We start from the raw sequence: 22,248 nt of genomic DNA, 5'->3' as shown, positions 1-22,248 counted from the left end.
CGCCGAAAGTGCCTACGTAGTCCCCTCTCCCCGCCTGCGGGGAGAGGGCTAGGTTGGTCAAGACGATCCAGCCGTCACTTCACCTTGCAATCGACATCGCCCAATCGTTGCGCCGCTTCGCCCTCAAAGGTCACCGACGGCTCCGCCTTGGCGGTGCAGTCGCCGGTGGCGCCACTGCCTGACCGGAAATGCACGACCGGCTGCCCTTCGATCATGATGCTCGGCACCACCTCGTAAAGCTCCGGCGGACAGTTGGCGACGTCGGAGAGCCGAAGCGCCGGCTGGCCGCCGATCATGACGCTGGTGGAGCCGGAAAGCGCGCAAGCCGGGATGGGCGGGCGCGCATCTTCGGCGGCAGACGGCATGGCCGAGACCGCGAGCAGAAGTCCAGACATGGCGATATCTGCAGATTTCATCAGCTTCTCCTTCGACGGTGCAGACGCGGAATGCAACGCAATCTAGAGCATGTCGCGCAAAAGTGCGCAGCGGTTTTGCGATAACGACATGCGTAGAAACAAGAACTTAAAGCGCAGCGAGCAAACCTGGAGATCGCGATGCGCTTTAAGTCGGCAACGCCGCGCACGCTATCTCAATAATCGGTCGGCACCGTCAGCACGTCGGCATCAGGCGTTTCGAGAAAGGCCCTGACCGTCGAGGGCATCTGCCGCGAGCCTGTGGCCAGCACGCCGCAGCGCGACAGCATCTGCCGGATATCCGGCTCCTGGCCGAGGGTGCGCCAGATCATCCGCGAGGCATAGGGCAGGTTTTCCTTGCGCCAGGAAACGCCCATGGTCGTGCCGCGCAGATAGACGCGCTGATGCACTTCGAACGGCATCAGGATCGTCTGCGACAGCATCGGCTGGCGCCCGACGCTGCGCTCGGCGATGAAGATGCGATTGCGCCAGAAGGTGACGAGGCCGACATATTTCGAAAACTGCTGGATTTCGTTGGCGGCATCGCGGATGCGCTCAATCGACTTCACCCGGATCGATCCGCTCTCCTCGTGAATGCGGGCGCAGGAACAGACGACGCGGCCGGGCCACGACGGCGAGAGATGGTAGGTCTGGTAATAGCCGATATGGCGGCGAAGCCCGGCCAGATCACCGGGAAATCCTTCAAGCAGCAGCCCGGCTTGCGAGCGGTCGCGATCGGGCCTGACCATGCGGGCTTCGAACAGTTTCGACGACAGGGAAAAGTCCTGCGCCTGCAGCCCGAAGAAGCTGGCGATGCGCGCGACATTATGCGCCGACGGCCGCGCCTCGCCACTGATGTAGCGGTTGAACTGCTGACGGTTGATGCCGATCTCGCGACAGATCTGCGAGATCGAGCGCCGCGTCGCGCAGGCGAAACGAAGATTGGCGGCAAAGTTGTCGGCGTCGTGCACGAGCGGCTCCCAGCGATCCGGAACAGATAGCGTAAAGTCGCGTAAATCAGCGTCAAGTCGCGAAATTGTGCAACCCGCCGCAGCCGTTAGGTTTTCCCTTGAAACAACACTTCAGAGGGAACCTGCATATGAGCGAATTCACCAAGCGTCCCGACGGCCTCATCGTGCCGACAGGCATCAACCGCCGCGGCTTCCTGGCGGGCACCGCGGCCCTCGGTCTGGCGGCAGGCTTGGGCGGCACGATGGTTGCGGGCGATGCACGCGCCGAGGAGCCCAAGCGCGGCGGTCACCTGAAACTGGGCCTGAAGGGCGGCGCCACCACCGATACGCTCGATCCCGCCGGCTATAGCGGCTCGGTGTCCTTCGTCATCGGCCACCTCTGGGGCGACACCCTGGTCGAATCCGATCCGAAGACCGGCGCGCCGCTGCCGGCACTGGCCGAATCCTGGGAGCCCTCGGCGGATGCGTCGCAATGGACCTTCAAGATCCGCAGCGACGTCAGCTTCCACGACGGCAGCAAGATGACCATCGCCGATGTCATCGCCACGCTGAAGCGGCATTCGGACGAAGGCTCGAAATCAGGTGCGCTCGGCTTGATGCGCTCGATCAAGAACATCGAGGAAAAGGCCGGCGCGCTGGTGCTGACACTGACCGAAGGCAATGCCGACCTGCCGCTGCTTCTGACCGACTATCACCTGATCATCCAGCCACGCGGCGGCGTCGACAATCCCGCCTCGCCCATCGGCACCGGCCCCTACAAGCTTGCAAGCTATGAAGCCGGCCTGCGCTCGACCTTCGAGAAGAACGCCAATGACTGGCGCCAGGACCGCGGCTTCGTCGACAGCGTCGAAATCATCGTGATGAACGACACGACCGCGCGCATCGCCGCGCTTTCCTCCGGCCAGGTGCATTTCATCAACAACATCGACCCGAAGACGGTGCCGCTCCTGAAGCGTGCGCCGCGCGTCGAGATTCTCCGGACCGCCGGCAAGGGCTTCTACAGCTTCCTGATGCATTGCGACACGGCGCCCTTCGACAACAACGACCTGAGGCTCGCACTCAAATATGCGGTCGACCGACAGGCGATTCTCGACCGCGTTGTCGGTGGTTTCGGCACGCTCGGCAACGACTATCCGGTCAACGAGAACTATGCGCTGGCGCCCGAGGGCATCGAGCAGCGCGCCTATGACCCCGACAAGGCCGCCTTCCACTTCAAGAAATCGGGCCACGACCGGCCGATCCTTCTGCGCACCTCGGATGCCGCCTTCCCCGGCGCCATCGACGCCGCGGTTCTGTTCCAGGAAAGCGCCAAGAAGGCCGGTATCGAGCTCGAAGTGCGCCGCGAGCCGGAGGATGGCTACTGGACCAATGTCTGGAACGTCCAGCCGTTCTGCGCCTCCTACTGGGGCGGCCGGCCGACGCAGGATTCACGCTACTCCACCTCCTATCTCTCCAGCGCCGAGTGGAACGACACGCGCTTCAAGCGCGAGGACTTCGACAAGCTCCTGCTTCAGGCCCGCTCGGAGCTCGACGATGCCAAGCGCAAGGAGATGTACCGTACGATGGCGATGACGGTGCGCGACGAGGGCGGCCTGATCCTGCCGGTGTTCAACGACTACGTGAACGCCGCTTCCGCATCGCTGAAGGGTTTCGTCCACGACATCGGCAACGACCTTTCGAACGGCTATGTTGCCAGCCGCGTCTGGTTCGACAGCTAAGAACACGGTTTCGCGTACGGAAGTGCGTAAAAACAATGCGTTAGAGCATTTCCAGCAGAAGTGTTTAGCGGTTTTGCGTCTGGAAACGCGTAAGAACAATGAGAGTGAGCGGAACAACCGATATGTCAGAGCGTGAATTCACCCTGATCGAGAACGAGTGGATCCGATTGAAGGACGGCACGCGGCTTGCCGCCCGCATCTGGATGCCGGATGGCGCCGACGCTGAGCCGGTGCCGGCCGTGCTCGAATACCTGCCCTACCGCAAGCGCGGCGGCACGAGTCTCCGCGATGAATCGACCTATCCGGTCTTTGCCGCCGCCGGCATTGCCGGCGTGCGCGTCGACATTCGCGGCTCGGGCGAATCCGATGGCGTCATCGATGGCGAATATACGCCGCGCGAGCTTTCCGACGGCTGCGAGATCATCGAATGGATCGCCGCCCAGCCGTGGTCGAATGGCAAGGTCGGGATGATGGGCATCTCCTGGGGCGGCTTCAACTGCCTGCAGGTGGCAGCCCTCAAGCCGCCGGCGCTGAAGGCGGTGATCTCGATCGCCTCGACCGTCGACCGCTACAACGACGACATCCATTACAAGAATGGGTGCCATCTCTCCGCCCAGCTTTCCTGGGCGGCGACCATGCTTGCCTATCAATCGCGCGCGCCCGACCCTGCGATCGTCGGCGACCGCTGGAAGGAGATGTGGCTGGAGCGCCTGGAGAACGAACCCTACTTCATGGAGGAATGGCTCGAGCATCAGCGCCGCGACGCCTTCTGGCAGCACGGCTCGATCTCGGAGGATTTCGGCGGCTTCGACACTCCCGCGCTCGTCATCGCCGGTTGGGCCGACGGTTATCGCAACACGCCGCTGAAAGCCGTCGAGGGCCTCGGCGCAAAGGCCAAGGCGCTGATCGGCCCCTGGGTGCACAAATATCCGCATTTCGCCTGGCCAAAGCCCCGCGCCGATTTTCACGGCGAGGCGATCCGCTGGTGGAACCGTTGGCTGCGCGACGAAAAGAACGGCGCCGAAGGCGGACCGCAGGTGCGCGCCTATATCCTCGACGGCCCGCGCCCGGCCGTCCGGCGCGACAACGACCCTGGCCGCTGGGTCGCCAAGGACGTCTGGCAAAAGCCGGAGATGCAGGTTCTCGGCATCACGCTCGACGGCAGGCTTTCCACCGACGCCAAAGATATGGGCACCGGCGAGGTCTATCTGAAATCACCGCTCGATACCGGCACGGCTTCCGGCGAATATTTCACCCTGAAACCCGATGCCGAAATGGCCGGTGACCAGCGCATCGACGATGCCGGAGCGCTGACCTTCGAAACGCGGCCGCTGCTGGAGGCTGAAGACTATCTCGGCCAGCCAAGCCTCTCGGTCGATGTCACCTGCCCGGCCGACACGGCCAACCTTGTCGCCCGCATCGTCGACGTGCACCCGGATGGTACCGCCACCCGCATCGCCTTCGGCGTGCTCAATCTGGCGCATCGCGACGGCAATGCCGAACCGCGGGCAATGGAAAAGGGTCGCCGCACGCGGATCACACTGGTGCTCGACGCCTGCGGCTATCGCGTGCGCGCCGGCCACCGCATCCGGCTGTCGCTGTCGACGTCCTACTGGCCGATGATTTTGCCGCCGCCTGATGATCCCGGCCTCACCATCGACACAGCGAGCCTGACGCTTGCCCTTCCGCTGCTCGGCCAGCACAACGAGGTCGTCGTGCCGGAGCCGGAAAATCCGGATCCGCTGCCGAAATACATCGAGCGGACGGCCGGCAGCACCAGCCGCACCGTCGAACGCGACATGACCAACGGCGTCACCCACTATCGCATCTACGAGGATGGGGGCTTGAGCGAGCATCCGGATACCGGGCTCGCGACGCAGGACATCCGCGACGAGACCTGGTCCATCGCTCCCGACAATCCGCATTCGATGATCGGCACCTCGACCTGGACCTGCATTTCCAAACGCGAGGGCTGGTCGGTGCGCACGGTCTCGACCTCGGTTCTCACCTGCGATGCCGACGACTGGATCACCGAAGCCAAGATCGTCGCCTATGAAAACGACGCGCCCATCTTCGAGAAGAGCTTTGCCAAGCGGGTCGCACGCGACCTGATGTAACACCGTCTTGGCTCCAAAAGCGTATGACTGCACCAATCGGTAAACATTTTACTGATAGTTACAGTCGTGCGCCATTTCTTCAATTGCCACCAACCTGCCGTCCATATCGGCCGCGGCCTCGTTGCCGGCATGGGTGGCCTCGTGGCCATCGCCGCCGTCGGCGCGCTCACCAATATCGTCGGCGAACCGCTTCTGATGGCGCCGTTTGGCGCCAGCTGCGTGCTGATCTTCTCGGTCGCCGGCAGCCCGCTCTCCCAGCCCGCCAATGTCGTCGGTGGACATTTCATCGCGACGCTGGTCGGCCTCGTCATGCGCGCAGTCTTCCCCAATGAGTGGTGGGCGGTCGGCCTTGCGGTCGGTGCTGCGATCGCGCTGATGGCAGCGCTGCGCATCACCCATCCGCCGGCGGGCGCCACTCCGCTCGTGGTCTTTGCCAGCGACCCCGGCCTCGACTTCCTGCTTTTCCCCGTTCTGACCGGCTCATTGGTGCTGGTTGCGGTTGGAACGCTGTTTCATCGTTTTGGCAAGGTCGAGTATCCGCTGCCGAGGAAACCCGCATGAGCCGCGTCGTCGCCGAGCGCCAGGACGTCATCGCCACGCTCGCGGAGGTCTTTCGCGAACACGGCTATGATGGCGCGAGCTTCAACCTGATCACCGAGAAGACCGGGCTCGGCAAGGGCAGCCTCTATCACTTCTTCCCTGGTGGGAAGGAGGAGATGGCCGAGGCGGTGCTTGGCGACATCGCCCTATGGTTCCAGACCAACATATTCGACCTGCTGCGCAACAGCGAAAGGCCGGCGGCTGCGATCGACGACATGTTTGCCTCCGTCGACAGCTACTTTCGCCGGGGACGCCGCCTCTGCCTGATGGGCGTCATTGCCCGCCAGCGGCGCCCATGATCGCTTCTCCGTCGAGCTCACCCGATACTTTGCCGATTGGCGGACTGCCCTCGCCGAGGCGCTCGGCCGCCAGGGTATCGCCGAGAACGAGCGGCAGGCGCTGGCCGAAGAAGTGATCGGCGGCATCCAGGGGGCACTCATTCTTGCCCGCAGCCTTGGTGACGCCGAAGCTTTCGGCCGCGTGCCCCTCCGCCTTAAGGGCCGATGCACCCTGTCGCATAACTGACAAAAATCAGATCTCAGGCCTCGGCCGCCTTGACAATTCCCCGCGCGCCCAGTTATTAACCATTAAGTTAAATAACTTTCAGGTTAAAGAACGGCCGCGCCAAGCGACAGCGCTGGCTGCGGGAGGAATTGTTATGGCAATGACCAGTGAAAACGCATCGCGCGAACACAGACTGAGCCTCGAAATCACCAGGATCTTCGATGCGCCGCGCAGCCTGGTGTTTAGGGTATGGTCAACGCCCGAGCATGCCTTGCGCTGGTGGGGACCGCGCGATTTCAGCCCGCACTCGCTGACGATGGATTTCCGCCCCGGCGGCGCCTGGCGCGCCTGCATCCGTTCGCCGGAAGGGCGCGACTATTGGATGGGCGGCGTCTATCGCGAGGTGATCGAGCCGGAGAAACTCATCTTCACCTTCGCCTGGGACGAAGAAGGCAAGCCGGGTGCCGACACGCTGATCACCGTTTCATTCGTCGATGTCGGCGGCAAGACCCGTCTGACCTTCCACCAGACCCCCTTCGACAGCGTCGACGAGCGCGACTCGCACCAGGAAGGCTGGGGCGAGTGCCTCGAAAGACTGGAGGAGTATCTTTCCGATGTCTGAGACAATGACCACCGCGGACAACACACCGGGCCCGAAGGCCACGCGGCGGGAGTGGATCGGCCTTGCCGTCCTCGCCTTGCCCTGCATGCTCTATTCGATGGACCTGACGGTCCTGAATCTCGCGGTGCCGCAACTGACCGAGCAGCTGAAGCCATCGGCCTCGCAGCTCCTGTGGATCGTCGATATCTACGGTTTCATGGTGGCGGGCTCTCTGATCACCATGGGCACGCTTGGCGACCGCATCGGCCGGCGCCGGCTCTTGATGATCGGCTCCATCGCCTTCGGCATCGCCTCGGTGCTGGCCGCCTTCGCCTGGAGCGCCGAAACGCTGATCCTCGCACGTGCTGTCCTCGGCGTCGCAGCAGCAACCTTGGCGCCCTCGACGCTGTCGCTGATCCGCAACATGTTCCTCGATGACAAGCAGCGCACGCTGGCGATCGGCATCTGGATCGCCAGCTTCTCCGCCGGCGGCGCCATCGGCCCTGTCGTCGGCGGGCTGATGCTGTCTCAGTTCTGGTGGGGTTCGGTGTTCCTGCTCGCGGTGCCTGTGATGATCCTGCTTCTGATCCTCGGTCCCATGCTGCTGCCGGAGTTCCGCGATCCGAATGCCGGCCGGCTCGATTTCATCAGTGCCGGACAGTCGCTGGTTGCCGTGCTGTCGGTAATCTATGGCATGAAGCGCATCGCCGAGGACGGTCTCGACGTCACCGCCGTGTTCTTCATCCTGCTCGGGCTGACCGTCGCCATCCTGTTTGCCCGGCGCCAGAGCCGGCTTGCCGATCCGTTGATCGACCTCGCCTTGTTCAGGACCCCGGCTTTCAGCGCCGCCCTCGGCGTTAATATTCTCGGCCTGTTCGTCGGCTTTGGCGCCTTCCTGTTCGTGGCGCAGTATCTGCAGCTCGTGCTCGGCCTGTCGCCCTTCGTCGCCGGTCTCTGGTCGGTGCCGACAGGGGTCGCCATGGTGCTCGGTTCGATCCTGGTTCCGTCGCTTGCCGCCCGCTATGCCGCCTCGAACCTGATTGCTGCCGGCTTCGTGCTGACCGCCATCGGCTTTGCGATCTGCACCCAGGTCGAAACGACGAGCAGTCCGCTGCTCGTCACGACGGGCCTCGTCGTTCTCTGCCTCGGCTTTGCGCCAGTGGGCACGCTGACGACGGACCTGATCGTCGGCTCCGCCCCGCCGGAGCGCGCCGGCGCTGCATCGGCGATCTCGGAGACGAGCTTCGAGTTCGGCGGTGCGCTCGGGATCGCCGTGCTCGGCAGCATGCTGACATCAGCCTATCGCACCCGCATGGACGCCGTGATCGTCACCGGCCTTCCGACTGAGACCGTGGAGGCCGCACGCCAGACGCTTGGCGGCGCCGTCGCCATCGCCGAGCAACTTCCGGGCGAGCAATCCGAACGGCTGCTCAATGCCGCCCGCGACGTGTTCACCAATTCGTTTGCCTTCACCGCATCGATCTGCGTGGCCCTGTCGCTGCTGACGGCACTGCTCGCCTTCCTGCTCTTGCGCAAGGCAACCGGTGACGGCGCCGACAGCGATCCGGCAATTGCCGACGAGGCGGAGGCCTCGGTCAAAGCCGGATAATAACCGGCGTCCGCACAACGGACGCCAACACATAAATCGCATCAACGTTCAACTCGCCAGCGTCGTTTCCCCGGTCGAAAGACCAGGGACAGCCGACGACTGTCCAAAGACAGGAGCCCGTCCGATGAAAAAGCGCTATCGCGGCAGCTGCCACTGCGGCACCGTTGAGTTCGAATGCCAGCTCGACCTTGCCGAAGGCATCCGCCGCTGCAATTGCAGTTTCTGCGCCAAGACGCGCATGCAGAAATCCTTCGCGCTGCGCGACGAGTTTGCCATCACCAGGGGCAAGGAGGCGTTGACGAGCTATCGGGCGGAGCCTTCGAACTGGCGGGAGGGCGACGTCGATCACTACTTCTGCAGCCGCTGCGGCATCCGGCCGTTTTCGCGCGGCTATCTCGAGGATTTCCTCGGCCATTTCTACGCCGTCAACGTCGCCTGCGTTGACGGCGTCAGCGACGAGGAACTCGGCACGGCACCGATCATCTACGAGAACGGTCGTCACGACGACTACGAAAACCCGCCGCGCGACATCCGCTTCATGTGATCGCCGAGGCGATCAGGCCGGGCTCAATGCCAGCAGCGCCTCGAGCGCACGCTCGGCATCGGCCTCCGGCACGAAGATGTGGTCATGATAATAGGCGGCCACGACGTTGGCACTGATGCCCTCCCGCGTCAGCGCCGTCGCCACCGCCGCCGTCAGCCCGACCGCCTCAAGCGCCGAATGCACATTGAGCGTGATGCGGCGAAGCAGCGGACCATAGGAAAGGCCGGCCGCATCGGCAGCATGACGCTCCAGGATCAGCGTCAGCCCCTCGTCCTCGCGATAGGTGGCAAGCGGCTCCACCGGCATGTAACGCTGCGCCTCGTCATGGGGCACGGTGCAATAGACATAGGTCTGCGGAAACAGAACCGGCGCCATCGTCGCCAGCAGCTTCGTCAAATCCGTTTCGCCAGCCATCACCCCTCCTCTAACCTTCCACAGTCCCCGCTATGCGGGATCAAGTCGCCAATGCAGTGGTAGCGGATCGTCACATTGCCGTGAAGCACGCTCTTGCGATTTGCATTCGGCCGGGTCCGCGAAAACATGGGTTCACACGGCCGCCGCCCGAACGCGGCAGAGGAAGCAACCATGTCTTCGACACGCAACATTCTGCCGTTCGCTCCGGCTATCAACCACCATCTCTGGCTGATGGCTCCGGCACTTGCCATCTGCGCCGCCCTTTCGATTGCGCCCTCAGCCCGCGCCGCCGAACCGGCCGTATCCATTCCCCCGCCGTCGCTGGATGAGAAAGCGGCCAGCGGTCCGGAAACGGCGGTATTTGCCGGCGGTTGTTTCTGGGGCGTCCAGGGCGTCTTCCAGCATGTGAAGGGCGTGACCAACGCTGTCTCGGGCTATGCCGGCGGCAGCCGCGACACGGCGTCCTATGAGGCGGTCAGCAATGGCGACACCGGCCACGCGGAATCGGTGGAAGTGACCTACGATCCGAGCCAGGTCAGCTACGGCAAGCTGTTGCAGATCTTCTTCTCCGTCGGCCACAACCCGACGCAGCTGAACTATCAGGGGCCGGATCACGGCACGCAGTATCGTTCGGCTCTGTTCGTTGCCACGCCGGAGCAGAAGAAGATCGCCGAGGCCTACGTCGCCGAGCTCGGAAAATCAGGCGTCTTTCCGACCGAGATCGTCACCGAGATCGCGCCGCTGAAGGGCTTCTATGTCGCGGAGGGCTACCATCAGGATTTCCTGACGCGCAACCCGACCTATCCCTACATCGTCTACAACGACATGCCGAAGATCGAGAGCCTGCGCAAACTGTTCCCGCAGAGCTTCCGCCCCAATCCGGTGCTGGTGTTCAAGGCGAAGAGCTAGCGCGTTTCCGCCCGCAATTGCGCTCCGGTGAAAACTGGAGCGTTCAGCCGGTTCCGACAAGCACCGCAATACCTTCGGCCAAGCGCCGAAAGCCTTCGCGCGCACCCTCACTCATGTGCCGTGCCCGCAGCCAGGCGTGGATCATCTGCGGCTCTTCGCGAAAGGTGACGTTGACGCCGGCCGTCGCAAGCCGCGCGGCATAGAGGCGCGCGTCATCGCGCAAGGGGTCGAAATAGGCACCAGCGATATAGGTCGGCGGTAAGCCGGAAAGATCCTTCTCCGCCAGCGGCACCGCAAACGGGTCGTCGGCCGGCGCCTGCAAAATCTTTCGGTAGTAGCTGGTATCGGCAGTCGTCAGTCCCGGCGCATCGGACATTTCGAGATAGGAACCGGAAGCCAGGTCACCGCCGAGGCCAGGATAGATCAGCGCCTGCCCGACGATACCAGACACCCCGTCCGCCCGGGCCTTCAACACGATGCCTGCGGTCAGGTTCCCGCCGGCACTGTCGCCGACGACCACCACCGGTCGGCCATCGGCCACCAGGAAATTCAAGACCGCGTAGCAATCCTCGAAGGCGGCTGGCCAGACGTGGTCGGGCGCCAGCCGATAATCAACCGACACCAGTTCTGCCCTTGCGAAATCGGCAAGCTCGGCGCAGATGGCGTCATGGCTGTCGAGCGAGCCGACGACCCAACCGCCGCCGTGAATGTAGTAGATTCGGGTGTCGGTCGAAACGCTCGCCGGCCGATAGCGCCGGATCGGGATCCGGCCGTCGACAAGCTCGTCCTCGCGCGTCAGCCCCGCCGGCGACGGCGCGTCGAACTCTGCGCAGAGCGCATCGTACCATTTGCGCTGCTGTTCGATCGACGCATCGACCGCATCGGCGGGATAGAATTCTTCGCAGCGCCGGTGAAAGGCGAGGATGCCCTCCTCCGTCGGCATCGGTTTCGATACAGCCTGATCCAAAGTCCGCCTCCCTGATCTCTCCGGCGGAAGTCTAGCAGCAGGCCGCCGGTCTTCTATCCGGAAACCGACATAACCGGACAAATCCCGCCGCAGTTGCGTTGTCGGGGACGATCTCTTGGCAGCGCTTGCAAGCGCGCCTCCACAACGATTAACTGCACGGATGGCCTTCACCTTCAGACAGTTGCAGTATTTCGTCGCCGTCGCCGAGCAAGGCTCGATCACGCGGGCGGCGCAGAACCTCTCGATCTCGCAATCCTCGATCACCGAGGCGATCAAGGAGCTTGAAGGGGACCTCGGCGTCGAGCTGTTCGACCGGCATCCGCGCGGTCTTTCGATCACCCACAACGGCCATCAGTTCCTGCGGCATGCGACCAAGATCCTCTCCGATGTCTCCGACGCCCGGCGCAGTTTTTCCGACAGCCGCGAGGAAACCGGCGGCAAGCTCAATCTCGGCGTCACCTCGCTGGTTGCCGGTTACGTCCTCTCCGACCTGCTCGCTCGCTATCGCCGCGCCTGTCCCGGCGTCGATGTCAGTGCCATCGAGGACAACGGCTCATATCTCGAACACCTGCTGATCGGCGGCGAACTCGACGTTGCCGTCATGGTCATTTCCAACCTGCGCGACCGCATGGCGCTGCAGGCTGAGATTCTCGAAACCTCGCCCTATCGCCTCTGGCTGCCGATCGGCCATCCGCTTGTCAGCGCCGACATCATCTCGATCAGCGATATCGCCAAGGAGCCGCTGATCATGCTGACGGTGGATGAAATCGAGGAGAACACCGGCAAGCTGCTGTCGGCGCTCGGCGCCCGCCCGCATGTCGCCTTCCGCACCCGCTCGGTCGAAGCGGTGCGCAGCCTGGTGGCGACTGGCGCCGGCATCGCGCTCCTGCCCGATCTCGTCTACCGCCCCTGGTCGCTTGAAGGCGACCGCATCGAGAGCCGCGACGTCTCCGGCGCCCTGCCCGTCGTCCAGGTCGGCATGGTCTGGCGCAAGGGCTCCAGCCTGCCGCAATCGGCCCGCGATTTCGTCGGCATAGCCGAAGCGCTTCGCAGCGCCCGGCCGCGCTAAAAATCCCGGTGCGATCCAGAACCACGAGTAAAATCATGTAGCTACTCGGCATTTGCCGGGCACGTTGGAGCCTTGACACGGCCCTGATATCGGTAAAACCGATAGCGGCATTCTGATTAATGAATTTGCGAATGCGGAGAAATCAAGGCACGTTTCAATCTGGGAACGAAGCCGTAAAATGCGGCTCAAAATTGGGAGAATTCAGATGAAGCAGATCCTGAAATCCTGCACCGCGCTGACGTTGTCGCTCGGCCTCGTGGCGCCCGCCTTGGCGCAGGAGCCGCTGAAGGAACTGGGCAAGGGCGAAGGCGAACTGTCGATCGTCGCCTGGGCTGGCTACATCGAGCGCGGCGAGACCGACAAGAACTACGACTGGGTCACCGATTTCGAAAAGCAGACCGGCTGCAAGGTCAGCGTCAAGACGGCCGCGACCTCCGACGAAATGGTGGCGCTGATGAACGAAGGCGGCTTCGACCTCGTCACCGCCTCGGGCGACGCCTCGATGCGGCTCGTCGCCGGCAAGCGCGTCCAGCCGATCAACACCGATCTCATCCCCAGCTGGAAGACGATCGACGAGCGCATGCAGAACGCGCCCTGGCACACGGTCAACGGCGTTCACTACGGCACTCCCTATGTCTGGGGTCCGAACGTGCTGATGTACAACAAGGATGCCTTCAAGGGCGAAGCGCCGAAGAGCTGGAACGTCGTCTTCGAGGAAATGAACCTGCCCGACGGCAAGTCCAACAAGGGCCGTGTCCAGGCCTATGACGGCCCGATCCATGTCGCCGACGCCGCCAACTACCTGATCAAGCACAAGCCCGAGCTCGGCATCAAGGATCCCTACGAACTCAACGAAGACCAGTACAAGGCAGCGCTCGATCTGCTGCGCACCCAGCGCACGCTCGTCGGCCGCTACTGGCACGATGCGATGATCCAGATCGACGACTTCAAGAACGAAGGCGTCGTCGCCTCCGGCTCCTGGCCGTTCCAGGTCAACCTGATGGAAGCCGAAAAGCTGCCGATCGCCTCAACCATCCCGGAAGAAGGGGTCACCGGATGGGCTGACACCACCATGCTGCACGCCGAAAGCGCCCATCCGAACTGCGCCTATATGTGGATGGAGCATTCGCTGTCGCCAAAGGTCCAGGGCGACGTCTCTGCCTGGTTCGGCGCCAACCCGTCCGTCGGCGCAGCCTGCAAGGGCAATGACCTTCTGACCGACGCCGGCTGCAAGACCAACGGCTACGAGGACTTCGACAAGGTCAAGTTCTGGAAGACGCCGGTGACGAAATGCGCAAGCCAGGGCGAATGTGTGCCTTACCACCGCTGGGTCTCCGACTACATCGGCGTTATCGGCGGTCGCTGAGCCGCCACGACCATATCGCAAGCATCGCCCCTCACCCTGACCCTCTCCCCGCACGCGGGGAGAGGGAACGCCCCCGGCAAACCCGCCGGGTGAGCTTTGGGCGAGACGCCAACCGCACGTTCCCTTCTCCCCCCGAGCGGGGAGAAGGTTGCGGCAGCGGGATGAGGGGCTGGAATCCTGGAGCAATTTGATGTCCACCGCCGTTCTTTTCGACAATGTTTCCCGCCACTTCGGCGCCGTACGCGCGGTCGATGGTGTGGACCTCGAAGTCGCCGAGGGCGAGTTCTTCGCCATGCTCGGCCCCTCGGGCTCGGGCAAGACCACCTGCCTGAGGCTGATGGCCGGCTTTGAACAGCCGACAGGCGGTCATATCGAAATCTTCGGCGAAACCGCGGAGGGCGTGCCGCCCTATCGCCGCAGCGTCAACACCGTGTTCCAGGACTATGCGCTGTTCCCGCATCTCTCGATCCTCGACAACGTTGCCTACGGGCTGATGGTCAAGGGCGTCGGCCGCGAGGAGCGCCGCAAGGCGGCGGCAGATGCGCTCGCCATGGTCAAGCTGCCGGACTATGGCAGCCGCCGCCCCGGCCAGCTCTCGGGTGGCCAGCGTCAGCGCGTGGCGCTCGCCCGCGCGCTGGTGAACAAGCCCAAGGTGCTTTTGCTCGACGAGCCGCTCGGCGCGCTCGACCTGAAGCTGCGCGAGCAGATGCAGGAGGAACTGAAGACCCTGCAAAAATCGCTCGGCATCACCTTCGTCTTCGTCACCCACGATCAGGGCGAAGCGCTGTCGATGGCCGACCGCATCGCCGTCTTCAACGACGGCCGCATCCAGCAGCTCGGCAGCCCAGAAGAAGTCTACAAGCAGCCGAAGACACGCTTCGTCGCCGATTTCGTCGGCTCGTCAAACGTCTTGCCGGCAAAGCTGTGCCAGAGGCTGGGCGTCAGATCCTCCTATGCCAGCCTTCGCCCCGAGGCGATCGCGCTGTCGGCCCCGCGCGAAGGCGCGCTCAGCCTCAACGGCACCGTGTCGGCCCATAGTTTCCTCGGCGCGGTCAACCGCGTCGTCGTCGACGTCGAAGGCGCGCGCATCGCGGTTGCAAGCCCCGCCTCGCTCGCCGTCCCGCAAATCGGCAGCCCCGTCACTATCAGCTTTGCCGCCGACGAACTGCACCCGATGGAGGACGCATGACCGCCGTCGCTGAAAATCTCGCAGTCCCGGATCGCCGCGGCCCGACCGGCCGGCTCTCGGACTTCTTCTGGAAGCACCCGCATGTGCTGCTTGTCGTCATGCTGGCGCCGCCGCTCTTATGGCTCGGCGTCGTCTATGTCGGCTCGCTCTTTGCTCTCCTGCTGCAGAGCTTCTTCTCGATCGACGACTTCTCCGGCCTGATCAATTACGAGTTCACCTTCGCCACCTACCGCCAGCTGCTGAGCGAAACCAATCTCGACATCATCCTGCGCACCGTATCAATGGCGGCAATCGTGACGCTCGCCTCGGCGCTCATCGCCTTCCCGATCGCCTATTACGCGGCGCGCTACGCGCAGGGAAAATGGAAGGTGCTGTTCTATCTCGGCGTCATGCTGCCGCTCTGGTCGAGCTACCTGGTCAAGATCTATGCCTGGAAGCTGATCCTGGCCAAGGAAGGCATCGTCACCTGGTTCCTCGCGAAGCTGCATCTTCTGTGGGTGCTCGATGCCTGGCTCTCGCTTCCCGTCGTCGGGGGCAACTCGCTCTCGGTCAGCTACACCGGCACCTTCATCGTCTTCGTCTATGTCTGGATGCCGTTCATGATCCTGCCGATCCAGGCAGCGCTGGAGCGCGTGCCGACCAACCTGATCGAGGCCTCCTCCGATCTCGGCGGCACGCCGGCCCAGACCTTTCGCCACGTGCTCTTCCCGCTGGCGCTGCCGGGCATCGTCGCCGGCTCGATCTTCACCTTCTCGCTGACGCTCGGCGATTACATCATTCCGCAGATCATCGGCTCCTCCCGGCTGTTCATCGGTCAGGCGGTCTATGCCCAGCAGGGCACTGCCGGCAACATTCCGCTTGCCGCCGCCTTTACCGTGGTGCCGATCGTCATCATGGGCGCCTATCTCTGGATGGCCAAACGCATGGGGGCCTTCGATGCGCTCTGACCGCCTCAACCGCTCGCCCCTCGGACTGAAGATCGCAGCTGCCGCCGGCCTCGCCTTCATGCATGTGCCAATCCTGCTGATCTTCCTCTATGCCTTCACCACGGAGGAAAAGAGCTACCAGTTCCCGCCGCCGGGGCTGACGACACAATGGTTTGCGGTTGCCTGGAACCGGCCGGATGTCTGGGCGGCGCTGACGCTCTCGGTCAAGGTCGCCTCGATCGCGACCGCGGTCGCCCTGGTGCTCGGCACGCTCTGTGCCGCCGCCGTCAGCCAGACCCGCTTCTTCGGCCGCGAGACGATCTCGCTGCTGGTCATCCTGCCGATCGCGCTGCCCGGCATCATCACCGGCATCGCGCTGCGCTCGGCCTTTTCCATGGCGGAGATGCCATTCTCCTTCTGGACGATCGTGCTCGGTCACGCGACCTTCTGCATCGTCGTCGTCTACAACAATGCGGTGGCCCGTTTCCGCCGCATATCGGGCTCGCTGATCGAAGCCTCGATGGACCTGGGTGCCGACGGCTTCCAGACCTTCCGCCACATCATCCTGCCGAACATCGGCACCGCACTTCTTGCCGGCGGCATGCTCGCCTTCGCGCTGTCCTTCGACGAGGTGATCGTCACCACCTTCACCGCCGGCCAGCAGTCGACGCTGCCGATCTGGATGCTCGAAGAACTCATCCGCCCGCGCCAGCGACCGGTGACCAACGTGGTCGCCATGATCGTGGTGCTGGTCACTTTCCTGCCGATCCTCGGCGCCTACTACCTGACCCGCGACGGCGACCAGATCGCCGGTGCCGGCAAGTGAACTCGACTTTCAAGGGAGAACAGACATGGACACCCAGCTTTTGATCGGATCGCGCTTCGAAGCCGGAACCGAGGCCGAAGAGCATATCCTGAACCCGCGCACCGGCGGAAAGATCATCGACCTCGCCGAAGCCTCGCACATTCAGGTCGAGGCGGCGGTGAGCGCGGCAGAACGCGCCTTCGTCTCCTGGTCGATGACGACACCCGGCGAACGCTCCGGTTACCTGCTCAGGATCGCCGACGCGATCGAAAAGCACGCCGACGATTTCGCAGCCCTTGAAGCGCTCAACTGCGGCAAGCCGATCAATGCGGTGAAGAACGACGAACTGCCGGCGATCGTCGATTGCTGGCGCTTCTTTGCCGGCGCCATCCGCAATCTGCACGCGCCGACATCGGGCGAGTATCTGCCGGGGCATACCTCCATGGTTCGTCGCGATCCGGTTGGCATCGTCGGCTCGATCGCGCCCTGGAACTACCCGCTGATGATGATGGCGTGGAAACTGGCACCGGCGATTGCCGGCGGCAACACCGTCGTTTTCAAGCCGTCCGAACAGACGCCTTTGACGGCGCTGAAGCTCGCCCGTCTGCTCGCCGACATCCTGCCGGAAGGCGTGGTCAACGTTGTCACGGGCCGCGGCGAAACCGTCGGCAACGCGCTGATCAACCACCCGAAGATCGCGATGGTCTCGATCACCGGCGACATCGCCACCGGCAAGAAGGTGCTGACGGCCGCCGCCAAGACGGTGAAGCGCACGCATCTGGAGCTCGGCGGCAAGGCCCCTGTCATCGTCTATGACGACGCCGACCTCGAAGCCGTCGTCAACGGCATCCGCACCTTCGGCTATTACAATGCCGGCCAGGACTGCACCGCCGCCTGCCGCATCTATGCCGAAGCCGGCATCTACGAAAAGCTCGTCGCCGACCTGAGTTCGGCCGTCTCCACCATCCGTTACAATCTCGCCGACGACACCGAAAACGAGATCGGCCCGCTGATCTCGCGGCGCCAACGTGATCGCGTCGCAAGCTTCGTCGAACGTGCGGCCGACCAGAAGCATATCGAGATCACCACCGGCGGTGCTCCTGGCAGCGCCGACGGTTTCTTCTTCCAGCCGACGGTGATTGCCGGCGCGACGCAGGAAGACGAGATCGTCCGTCGCGAGGTGTTCGGCCCTGTCGTCTCGGTCACCCGCTTCACCGGCAAGGACGATGCCGTCGGCTGGGCCAACGACAGCGATTATGGCCTCGCCTCTTCGGTCTGGACGAAGGACATCTCCAAGGCGATGAAGGCCGCCTCGCGCCTGCAATATGGCTGCACCTGGATCAACACCCACTTCATGCTGACCAACGAGATGCCGCATGGCGGCGTCAAGCAGTCGGGCTATGGCAAGGACATGTCGGTCTATGCGCTCGAGGACTACACTGCTGTCCGTCACATCATGATCAACCACGGCTGACGCCGGCAGGACGTTGGCCGCGGTGCGGACAAAGCATGCAAACGAAGATAAACGGGAGGAAAATGCCATGTATCGCCGTCAACTGCTTGCTGCTGCAGGTGCATTGGGTCTGAGCACACTTCTTCTGGCGCCCGCCGGCCTCGCCGCCGACGCGGCGCCTGATGTCGTCGGTGCCTATGTCGCAGCGTGGAATGCCCATGACTCGAGCAAGGCCGCATCCTATTTCGCCGACGACGTCACCTATTACGACGCGTCCGTCGGCAAGCCTGTCACCGGCAAGGATGCCGCCAAGACCGGTGTCATCGACAATTTCCTGAATGCGGTTCCCGACGCCGTCTGGACCATGAAAGGCGACCCCATCGCCGCCGGCGACAAGGTCTCCTTCGAATGGGAATTCTCCGGCACCAACTCAGGCGCCTGGGCCGATGGCACGGCCGCGACCGGCAAGAGCTTCAAGTTCACCGGCGCCTCGGTCTTCACGGTCAAGGACGGCAAGATCGCCACTCAAAGCGACTATTACGACGCGCTCGGCTTCTACAAGCAGCTCGGCCTGATGTAGGCGGCCGTCGAGCCCGCGGCACCGGCCCTTCAGTAGCCGCAAGCCCGAGCTTGCGGCTGTCTCGCGCCTCGCCCGCGCATTAAAACATGCGGACAAAACTCATAAAATAACTTGCACAACGAATAAACATGAGTAACACGATCATCTTATGAATGTCTGACCCGTTCAGAAGGTGTCGCATGGTTGCAAGATGGCGTCTGTCCGCCCCCGCATTTGTGTTCGCGACGGCTCCGCGCGGCAGGCCTCGCAACGGCAGTGGGCCGGCCACGGGCCACACGCGGGTGCCCCAATGACTGCCGTATCCGAAGCGATCATGGAGACAGGCGCCCCCAAGGTTCTGTCTGCTGCCTTTTCCGGCCCGCACGCCTGGTGCAACGAAAAGATGGTGCTGTCGGACGATCTTTCCGACGGCATGGTCCTGCCCGAGTTCTTCGCCTCCGGCGCCTTCGACCGCGCCCTCGACACCTACGCTGAAAGGTCCGGCGGCACCGACCGCCGCGCGATCGCCTCCATGTGGTCGCTCTACTACTTCTCGGCGCTCACCATCCCCTATCTCGTTGCTCGCGTGCTCGACCATCAGGTGTTGCCGGTCGCCTTCAACCGCATGAAGGTGGCGCTGGCAGAAGATGGCCTGCCCCGCGCCTTTGGCGTCGCCGATGCCGGTAACTGGCAGGCGGGCGATGACGACGACGTGTTTGCCACCCTGGCGCCGCTGATGGGCGAGCACCTGCGCGAAGTGGTCGGCTACCTCAAGTCGAGTGGCGGCATCGCGCCGAAACTCGCCTGGAACAACGCGCTGGTTTACATCGACTATGCCCTGCGCGCCGCCGGCGTCGAGCCGCTTCATGCCCAGGCCGAAGCCCTCATCGGCAGCAGATCCCTGCCCGACGGCTCGCCCAACCCCTTCTTCGATTGCCTGCGTCACGAGGAAGAGGACGGTGCGCGGGTGTGCCGGCGCAAGATCTGCTGCCTGCGCTATCTGCTGCCGGGGGTCCGCAGCTGCGGCAGCCTCTGCGCCCTTCCCACCCAACGGAAACAGTAGTTTTGCTTCTCCTATCGCGATCCACGGTCCGGGCCTTGCTGGCCATCTTCGTCACCACCACGCTTTTCGCCACTGGCGCCCGGGCCGAAAACCGATGGCCGCTGACGGTGAAGGACGCGGCCGGGCGCGAGGTGACGTTAGCGGAAAGGCCAAAAGCCATCCTGCTTGGCAGCGGCTTCAACCTGGTCGCGCTTTCGCTCATTCATCCGGACCCCGTCAGCCTGCTGGCCGGCTGGTCCGGAGACATGAAGGGCGACAACCCTGAGATCTACGAGAGCTTTCGCAAAAAATTTCCTGCAATCGCCGACGTGCCGCTGATCGACGACGGCGGCACCGGCGCCGCACTGTCTTTCGAAACGCTGCTGACGCTGAAGGCCGACCTCGCGATCCTCGCCAACTGGCAGGCCGACACCGAGCCGGGCCAGCGCGCCATCGACTATCTCACCAGCACCGGCGTGCCGGTCATCGTCGTCGACTTCAACAGCGATCCCCTGAAGAGCACGCCGGATATGATGCGGCTCCTTGGGCGTATCTTCGAACGCGACGAGCAGGCCGAAGCCTTCGCACGCTACTACGAAGACAAGCTGGCGCTGATCCGCTCCCGTGTCGCCGCCAAGCCCGAACCGCGCCCAACCGTGCTGATGGATGCGTTTCCCAAGCCTGACCGTTGCTGCTGGGCCTATGGCGTCGGTGGGCTCGGCGAATTCCTGACGATCGCCGGCGGCCGCAACATCGCCGAAGGCGCGCTGCCGCGCGTCGGCGGCACCGTCAATGCAGAAGCGGTGATGGCGGCAAACCCCGACGTCTACATCGCCACCTCTTCGCCCGGCGGCACCTATAGCGGCTTCTCCATCGGTCCCGGCGTTGCCAGGCAAGAGGCGCAGCAGACCTTGGCTGCGGCCGTCGCAACGCCGGCGCTATCGAGCGTTGCGGCGGTCGAGAACGGCCGCGTCCATGGCGTCTGGAACTTCTTCAACGCCATCCCGCTCAATATTGTCGCTGCCGAAGCCTTCGCCCACTGGCTGCGGCCCGACATCTTCGCCGATCTCGACCCGGAAAAGAGCCTCGCCGACATCAACGAACGCTTCGCAGCCGTTCCTTTCGAGGGCACCTATACCGTCAGCCTTGGGGCCGTTACGCCCCGGTAGAAGCGCCCAAAAGCCCGCAACATTTGCAATCGCCGCAAGGGGTTGACGAAATCGCTCGCCGTTCAATCCACCAAATGTCGCAAGCGTGACCTTCGACCAGAGCCACGCGATGTTGCCACCCGCTCCTCACACTATATAAGGGTCGACGAGGAGGAGCTTCATGCTTTGGTTGGTAGCGTTGGTTGGCGTGGCGATCGTGTATCTGGCGGCGCGTTTCAGCCGCTTTCGCCGGTGGGCCGAGCCCATCCTCTCGGTCGCAGTGGCGATCGCCCTGCTCTCTGCCTTCGTCGTCTGGATCAGCGACCGCGGCGAGCGCAAGGCTGCAGCACCTGAGCCGGTGGCGACGGCCCCGGCGGCTCCGGCCGCCCAGAACATCAGCCTCGACGGCATGACGTTCGAACAAAGCCAGCCGGAGCGCAGCTTCCGCCTGCGCGGCACCGTCAGCAACAATGGCGCAACACCGCTCGAATATTTCCGGCTTTCCGTGACGCTCGAAGACTGCCCGCAGGACGCATGCGCGAAGATCGGCGACGACTCAGCCCTGGTTCTCGCCCGCGTGCCCGTCGGCCAGGCAAGGCCTTTCGAGACTTTCCTCACTTTCCCGAGCCGAGAGGGCGAAAGCCTGACGACGCCGAAATGGACCTACCAGGTACTGGAAGTCCGCGGCGCCGCCAGCCGATAAGCCACTGCACGCGTTGCGGCGTCCTTACGCTGCCGACGCCGGCCGCATGGCCGAAATGATTGCCGCCGTGGTCGTCACCTCCGCGAATTCCGCCCGCAGCGTTGCGACATGGGCACGGTGGATGTCCCGCGCCGGGATCATGTCGCCGTCGCCATCCGGCTGGTCGAAGCAGTCGCAGGCATCTTCCACCAGGACCACCCGGTAACCGAGATTGGCGCCGACCCGCACCGAGGTCGAAACACACATATCAGTCGAGATGCCGAAGAGGACGATCGTATCAACGCCGAGCCGGCGCAGGCGAAGATCGAGATCGGTGCCGATGAAGGCGGCGTTGACGCTCTTGTTGACGAGCGGTTCGTCGCCAACGGGCTCGAAGCCCGGGCGCGGCGCGTTGCCAGACGCACCCGGCCTCAAGGTCGAGCCCGGCGCGACGCTGTCGTGCCGCACATGGATGATCGGCCGGCCGGCCGCGCGCCAGGCGGCAAGCAAGGCGCGGCCGTTGTTGTCAACGTCCCCGTTCCAGCGTGGCGGCCAGGGAGCGGCATCAAATGCCTGCTGCATGTCGATCGGGATGAGGACGGCATTGTCGGGAAGTCTCGGAATGGTCATGGCTAACGCTCC

General features: G+C 63.7%; 24 protein-coding genes. 18 read left to right on the top strand and 6 right to left on the bottom strand.

What is annotated here, in order from left to right; translation table 11 throughout:
• Positions 1 to 74 precede the first annotated feature (74 nt).
• Positions 75 to 416 carry a PAAR domain-containing protein gene (locus ASD03_RS27875; RefSeq protein WP_057211096.1) on the bottom strand — a complete coding sequence of 114 codons (342 nt, stop codon included), beginning with the start codon at positions 414 to 416 and terminating at the stop codon, positions 75 to 77.
• Positions 417 to 589: 173 nt separating this feature from the next.
• Complete coding sequence (locus ASD03_RS27870; protein WP_057211094.1) at positions 590 to 1,384, bottom strand: helix-turn-helix transcriptional regulator; 795 nt, start codon at positions 1,382 to 1,384, stop codon at positions 590 to 592.
• A 128-nt stretch (positions 1,385 to 1,512) separates the two neighbouring features.
• On the opposite strand from ASD03_RS27870, the gene ASD03_RS27865 reads away from it, so the two are divergent.
• The 4 genes from ASD03_RS27865 to ASD03_RS41375 all read left to right on the top strand — a co-directional run bounded on the left by ASD03_RS27865 (position 1,513) and on the right by ASD03_RS41375 (position 6,118).
• Positions 1,513 to 3,102 carry an ABC transporter substrate-binding protein gene (locus tag ASD03_RS27865; protein WP_025427820.1) on the top strand — a complete coding sequence of 530 codons (1,590 nt, stop codon included), beginning with the start codon at positions 1,513 to 1,515 and terminating at the stop codon, positions 3,100 to 3,102.
• Positions 3,103 to 3,224: 122 nt separating this feature from the next.
• Positions 3,225 to 5,219: a CocE/NonD family hydrolase gene (locus ASD03_RS27860; protein WP_057211091.1), complete on the top strand. Its 1,995-nt coding sequence runs from the start codon at positions 3,225 to 3,227 to the stop codon at positions 5,217 to 5,219.
• Between the two features lie 66 nt (positions 5,220 to 5,285).
• The gene (locus ASD03_RS27855; RefSeq protein WP_057211088.1) at positions 5,286 to 5,780 is read left to right on the top strand and encodes an HPP family protein; all 495 of its coding nucleotides are present in this window, start codon (positions 5,286 to 5,288) and stop codon (positions 5,778 to 5,780) included.
• Positions 5,777 to 6,118 (top strand): helix-turn-helix domain-containing protein, encoded by a 342-nt coding sequence (locus tag ASD03_RS41375; protein ID WP_348523285.1) that lies wholly within the window; start codon positions 5,777 to 5,779, stop codon positions 6,116 to 6,118. The genes ASD03_RS27855 and ASD03_RS41375 overlap by 4 nt, the downstream gene beginning before the upstream one ends.
• Here ASD03_RS41375 and ASD03_RS41370 read toward each other — a convergent pair.
• The gene (locus tag ASD03_RS41370) at positions 6,093 to 6,347 is read right to left on the bottom strand and encodes a hypothetical protein (protein ID WP_348523284.1); all 255 of its coding nucleotides are present in this window, start codon (positions 6,345 to 6,347) and stop codon (positions 6,093 to 6,095) included. The genes ASD03_RS41375 and ASD03_RS41370 overlap by 26 nt on opposite strands.
• A gap of 136 nt (positions 6,348 to 6,483) precedes the next feature.
• Here ASD03_RS41370 and ASD03_RS27845 point away from each other — a divergent pair, with 136 nt between their 5' ends.
• The 3 genes from ASD03_RS27845 to ASD03_RS27835 all read left to right on the top strand — a co-directional run bounded on the left by ASD03_RS27845 (position 6,484) and on the right by ASD03_RS27835 (position 9,077).
• Complete coding sequence (locus tag ASD03_RS27845) at positions 6,484 to 6,945, top strand: SRPBCC domain-containing protein (protein WP_025427823.1); 462 nt, start codon at positions 6,484 to 6,486, stop codon at positions 6,943 to 6,945.
• Complete coding sequence (locus tag ASD03_RS27840; protein WP_234907748.1) at positions 6,938 to 8,533, top strand: MFS transporter; 1,596 nt, start codon at positions 6,938 to 6,940, stop codon at positions 8,531 to 8,533. The genes ASD03_RS27845 and ASD03_RS27840 overlap by 8 nt, the downstream gene beginning before the upstream one ends.
• 124 nt (positions 8,534 to 8,657) lie before the next feature.
• Complete coding sequence (locus ASD03_RS27835) at positions 8,658 to 9,077, top strand: GFA family protein (RefSeq protein ID WP_025427825.1); 420 nt, start codon at positions 8,658 to 8,660, stop codon at positions 9,075 to 9,077.
• Positions 9,078 to 9,089: 12 nt separating this feature from the next.
• On the opposite strand, the gene ASD03_RS27830 is transcribed toward ASD03_RS27835, so the two are convergent.
• The gene (locus ASD03_RS27830; protein WP_025427826.1) at positions 9,090 to 9,491 is read right to left on the bottom strand and encodes an ACT domain-containing protein; all 402 of its coding nucleotides are present in this window, start codon (positions 9,489 to 9,491) and stop codon (positions 9,090 to 9,092) included.
• 231 nt (positions 9,492 to 9,722) lie between these two features.
• On the opposite strand from ASD03_RS27830, the gene msrA reads away from it, so the two are divergent.
• Positions 9,723 to 10,400, top strand: coding sequence for a peptide-methionine (S)-S-oxide reductase MsrA (gene msrA / locus ASD03_RS27825; protein ID WP_038577286.1), 678 nt, complete (start codon positions 9,723 to 9,725; stop codon positions 10,398 to 10,400).
• 43 nt (positions 10,401 to 10,443) lie between these two features.
• Here msrA and ASD03_RS27820 read toward each other — a convergent pair whose 3' ends face one another.
• Complete coding sequence (locus tag ASD03_RS27820; protein WP_025427828.1) at positions 10,444 to 11,367, bottom strand: alpha/beta hydrolase; 924 nt, start codon at positions 11,365 to 11,367, stop codon at positions 10,444 to 10,446.
• 160 nt (positions 11,368 to 11,527) lie between these two features.
• Between ASD03_RS27820 and ASD03_RS27815 the strand changes: the two genes are divergently transcribed.
• The 10 genes from ASD03_RS27815 (at position 11,528) to ASD03_RS27770 (ending at position 21,627) form a co-directional block, all read left to right on the top strand.
• Positions 11,528 to 12,436, top strand: coding sequence for a LysR family transcriptional regulator (locus ASD03_RS27815; protein ID WP_025427829.1), 909 nt, complete (start codon positions 11,528 to 11,530; stop codon positions 12,434 to 12,436).
• A 205-nt stretch (positions 12,437 to 12,641) separates the two neighbouring features.
• On the top strand, positions 12,642 to 13,802 hold the full coding sequence (locus ASD03_RS27810; protein ID WP_025427830.1) for an ABC transporter substrate-binding protein: 1,161 nt from the start codon (positions 12,642 to 12,644) through the stop codon (positions 13,800 to 13,802).
• A 190-nt stretch (positions 13,803 to 13,992) separates the two neighbouring features.
• Positions 13,993 to 14,991 carry an ABC transporter ATP-binding protein gene (locus ASD03_RS27805; RefSeq protein WP_025427831.1) on the top strand — a complete coding sequence of 333 codons (999 nt, stop codon included), beginning with the start codon at positions 13,993 to 13,995 and terminating at the stop codon, positions 14,989 to 14,991.
• The gene (locus ASD03_RS27800; RefSeq protein WP_025427832.1) at positions 14,988 to 15,938 is read left to right on the top strand and encodes an ABC transporter permease; all 951 of its coding nucleotides are present in this window, start codon (positions 14,988 to 14,990) and stop codon (positions 15,936 to 15,938) included. Before ASD03_RS27805 ends, ASD03_RS27800 begins: the two co-directional genes overlap by 4 nt.
• Positions 15,928 to 16,743 (top strand): ABC transporter permease, encoded by an 816-nt coding sequence (locus ASD03_RS27795; protein WP_025427833.1) that lies wholly within the window; start codon positions 15,928 to 15,930, stop codon positions 16,741 to 16,743. The genes ASD03_RS27800 and ASD03_RS27795 overlap by 11 nt, the downstream gene beginning before the upstream one ends.
• A 25-nt stretch (positions 16,744 to 16,768) precedes the next feature.
• The gene (locus tag ASD03_RS27790) at positions 16,769 to 18,196 is read left to right on the top strand and encodes a gamma-aminobutyraldehyde dehydrogenase (protein ID WP_025427834.1); all 1,428 of its coding nucleotides are present in this window, start codon (positions 16,769 to 16,771) and stop codon (positions 18,194 to 18,196) included.
• A 67-nt stretch (positions 18,197 to 18,263) separates the two neighbouring features.
• Positions 18,264 to 18,755: an ester cyclase gene (locus ASD03_RS27785; RefSeq protein WP_025427835.1), complete on the top strand. Its 492-nt coding sequence runs from the start codon at positions 18,264 to 18,266 to the stop codon at positions 18,753 to 18,755.
• Between the two features lie 289 nt (positions 18,756 to 19,044).
• Positions 19,045 to 19,797, top strand: coding sequence for a siderophore-iron reductase FhuF (gene fhuF / locus ASD03_RS27780; RefSeq protein ID WP_025427836.1), 753 nt, complete (start codon positions 19,045 to 19,047; stop codon positions 19,795 to 19,797).
• 2 nt (positions 19,798 to 19,799) lie between these two features.
• On the top strand, positions 19,800 to 20,945 hold the full coding sequence (locus tag ASD03_RS27775; protein WP_025427837.1) for an ABC transporter substrate-binding protein: 1,146 nt from the start codon (positions 19,800 to 19,802) through the stop codon (positions 20,943 to 20,945).
• 160 nt (positions 20,946 to 21,105) lie between these two features.
• Positions 21,106 to 21,627 carry a hypothetical protein gene (locus tag ASD03_RS27770; RefSeq protein ID WP_025427838.1) on the top strand — a complete coding sequence of 174 codons (522 nt, stop codon included), beginning with the start codon at positions 21,106 to 21,108 and terminating at the stop codon, positions 21,625 to 21,627.
• Between the two features lie 24 nt (positions 21,628 to 21,651).
• Here the strand turns inward: ASD03_RS27770 and ASD03_RS27765 are convergent, their stop codons facing one another.
• Positions 21,652 to 22,236 (bottom strand): cysteine hydrolase family protein, encoded by a 585-nt coding sequence (locus ASD03_RS27765; protein WP_025427839.1) that lies wholly within the window; start codon positions 22,234 to 22,236, stop codon positions 21,652 to 21,654.
• Positions 22,237 to 22,248: the final 12 nt, after the last annotated feature.

The sequence above is a fragment of the Ensifer sp. Root127 genome (assembly GCF_001425225.1).
GTDB classification, from domain to species: domain Bacteria; phylum Pseudomonadota; class Alphaproteobacteria; order Rhizobiales; family Rhizobiaceae; genus Ensifer; species Ensifer canadensis.
This window is presented reverse-complemented; position numbering and strand designations above follow the sequence as displayed.

Excerpts from the sequence above, each read along its gene's own strand:
- ASD03_RS27875 (WP_057211096.1), bottom strand. The coding sequence starts at position 416 with ATGAAATCTGCAGATATCGCCATGTCTGGACTTCTGCTCGCGGTCTCG.
- ASD03_RS27865 (WP_025427820.1), top strand. The coding sequence starts at position 1,513 with ATGAGCGAATTCACCAAGCGTCCCGACGGCCTCATCGTGCCGACAGGC.
- ASD03_RS27860 (WP_057211091.1), top strand. The coding sequence starts at position 3,225 with ATGTCAGAGCGTGAATTCACCCTGATCGAGAACGAGTGGATCCGATTG.
- ASD03_RS41375 (WP_348523285.1), top strand. The coding sequence starts at position 5,777 with ATGAGCCGCGTCGTCGCCGAGCGCCAGGACGTCATCGCCACGCTCGCG.
- ASD03_RS27845 (WP_025427823.1), top strand. The coding sequence starts at position 6,484 with ATGACCAGTGAAAACGCATCGCGCGAACACAGACTGAGCCTCGAAATC.
- ASD03_RS27840 (WP_234907748.1), top strand. The coding sequence starts at position 6,938 with ATGTCTGAGACAATGACCACCGCGGACAACACACCGGGCCCGAAGGCC.
- ASD03_RS27835 (WP_025427825.1), top strand. The coding sequence starts at position 8,658 with ATGAAAAAGCGCTATCGCGGCAGCTGCCACTGCGGCACCGTTGAGTTC.
- ASD03_RS27830 (WP_025427826.1), bottom strand. The coding sequence starts at position 9,491 with ATGGCTGGCGAAACGGATTTGACGAAGCTGCTGGCGACGATGGCGCCG.
- msrA (WP_038577286.1), top strand. The coding sequence starts at position 9,723 with ATGGCTCCGGCACTTGCCATCTGCGCCGCCCTTTCGATTGCGCCCTCA.
- ASD03_RS27815 (WP_025427829.1), top strand. The coding sequence starts at position 11,528 with ATGGCCTTCACCTTCAGACAGTTGCAGTATTTCGTCGCCGTCGCCGAG.
- ASD03_RS27810 (WP_025427830.1), top strand. The coding sequence starts at position 12,642 with ATGAAGCAGATCCTGAAATCCTGCACCGCGCTGACGTTGTCGCTCGGC.
- ASD03_RS27805 (WP_025427831.1), top strand. The coding sequence starts at position 13,993 with ATGTCCACCGCCGTTCTTTTCGACAATGTTTCCCGCCACTTCGGCGCC.
- ASD03_RS27800 (WP_025427832.1), top strand. The coding sequence starts at position 14,988 with ATGACCGCCGTCGCTGAAAATCTCGCAGTCCCGGATCGCCGCGGCCCG.
- ASD03_RS27795 (WP_025427833.1), top strand. The coding sequence starts at position 15,928 with ATGCGCTCTGACCGCCTCAACCGCTCGCCCCTCGGACTGAAGATCGCA.
- ASD03_RS27790 (WP_025427834.1), top strand. The coding sequence starts at position 16,769 with ATGGACACCCAGCTTTTGATCGGATCGCGCTTCGAAGCCGGAACCGAG.
- ASD03_RS27785 (WP_025427835.1), top strand. The coding sequence starts at position 18,264 with ATGTATCGCCGTCAACTGCTTGCTGCTGCAGGTGCATTGGGTCTGAGC.
- fhuF (WP_025427836.1), top strand. The coding sequence starts at position 19,045 with ATGACTGCCGTATCCGAAGCGATCATGGAGACAGGCGCCCCCAAGGTT.
- ASD03_RS27770 (WP_025427838.1), top strand. The coding sequence starts at position 21,106 with ATGCTTTGGTTGGTAGCGTTGGTTGGCGTGGCGATCGTGTATCTGGCG.
- ASD03_RS27765 (WP_025427839.1), bottom strand. The coding sequence starts at position 22,236 with ATGACCATTCCGAGACTTCCCGACAATGCCGTCCTCATCCCGATCGAC.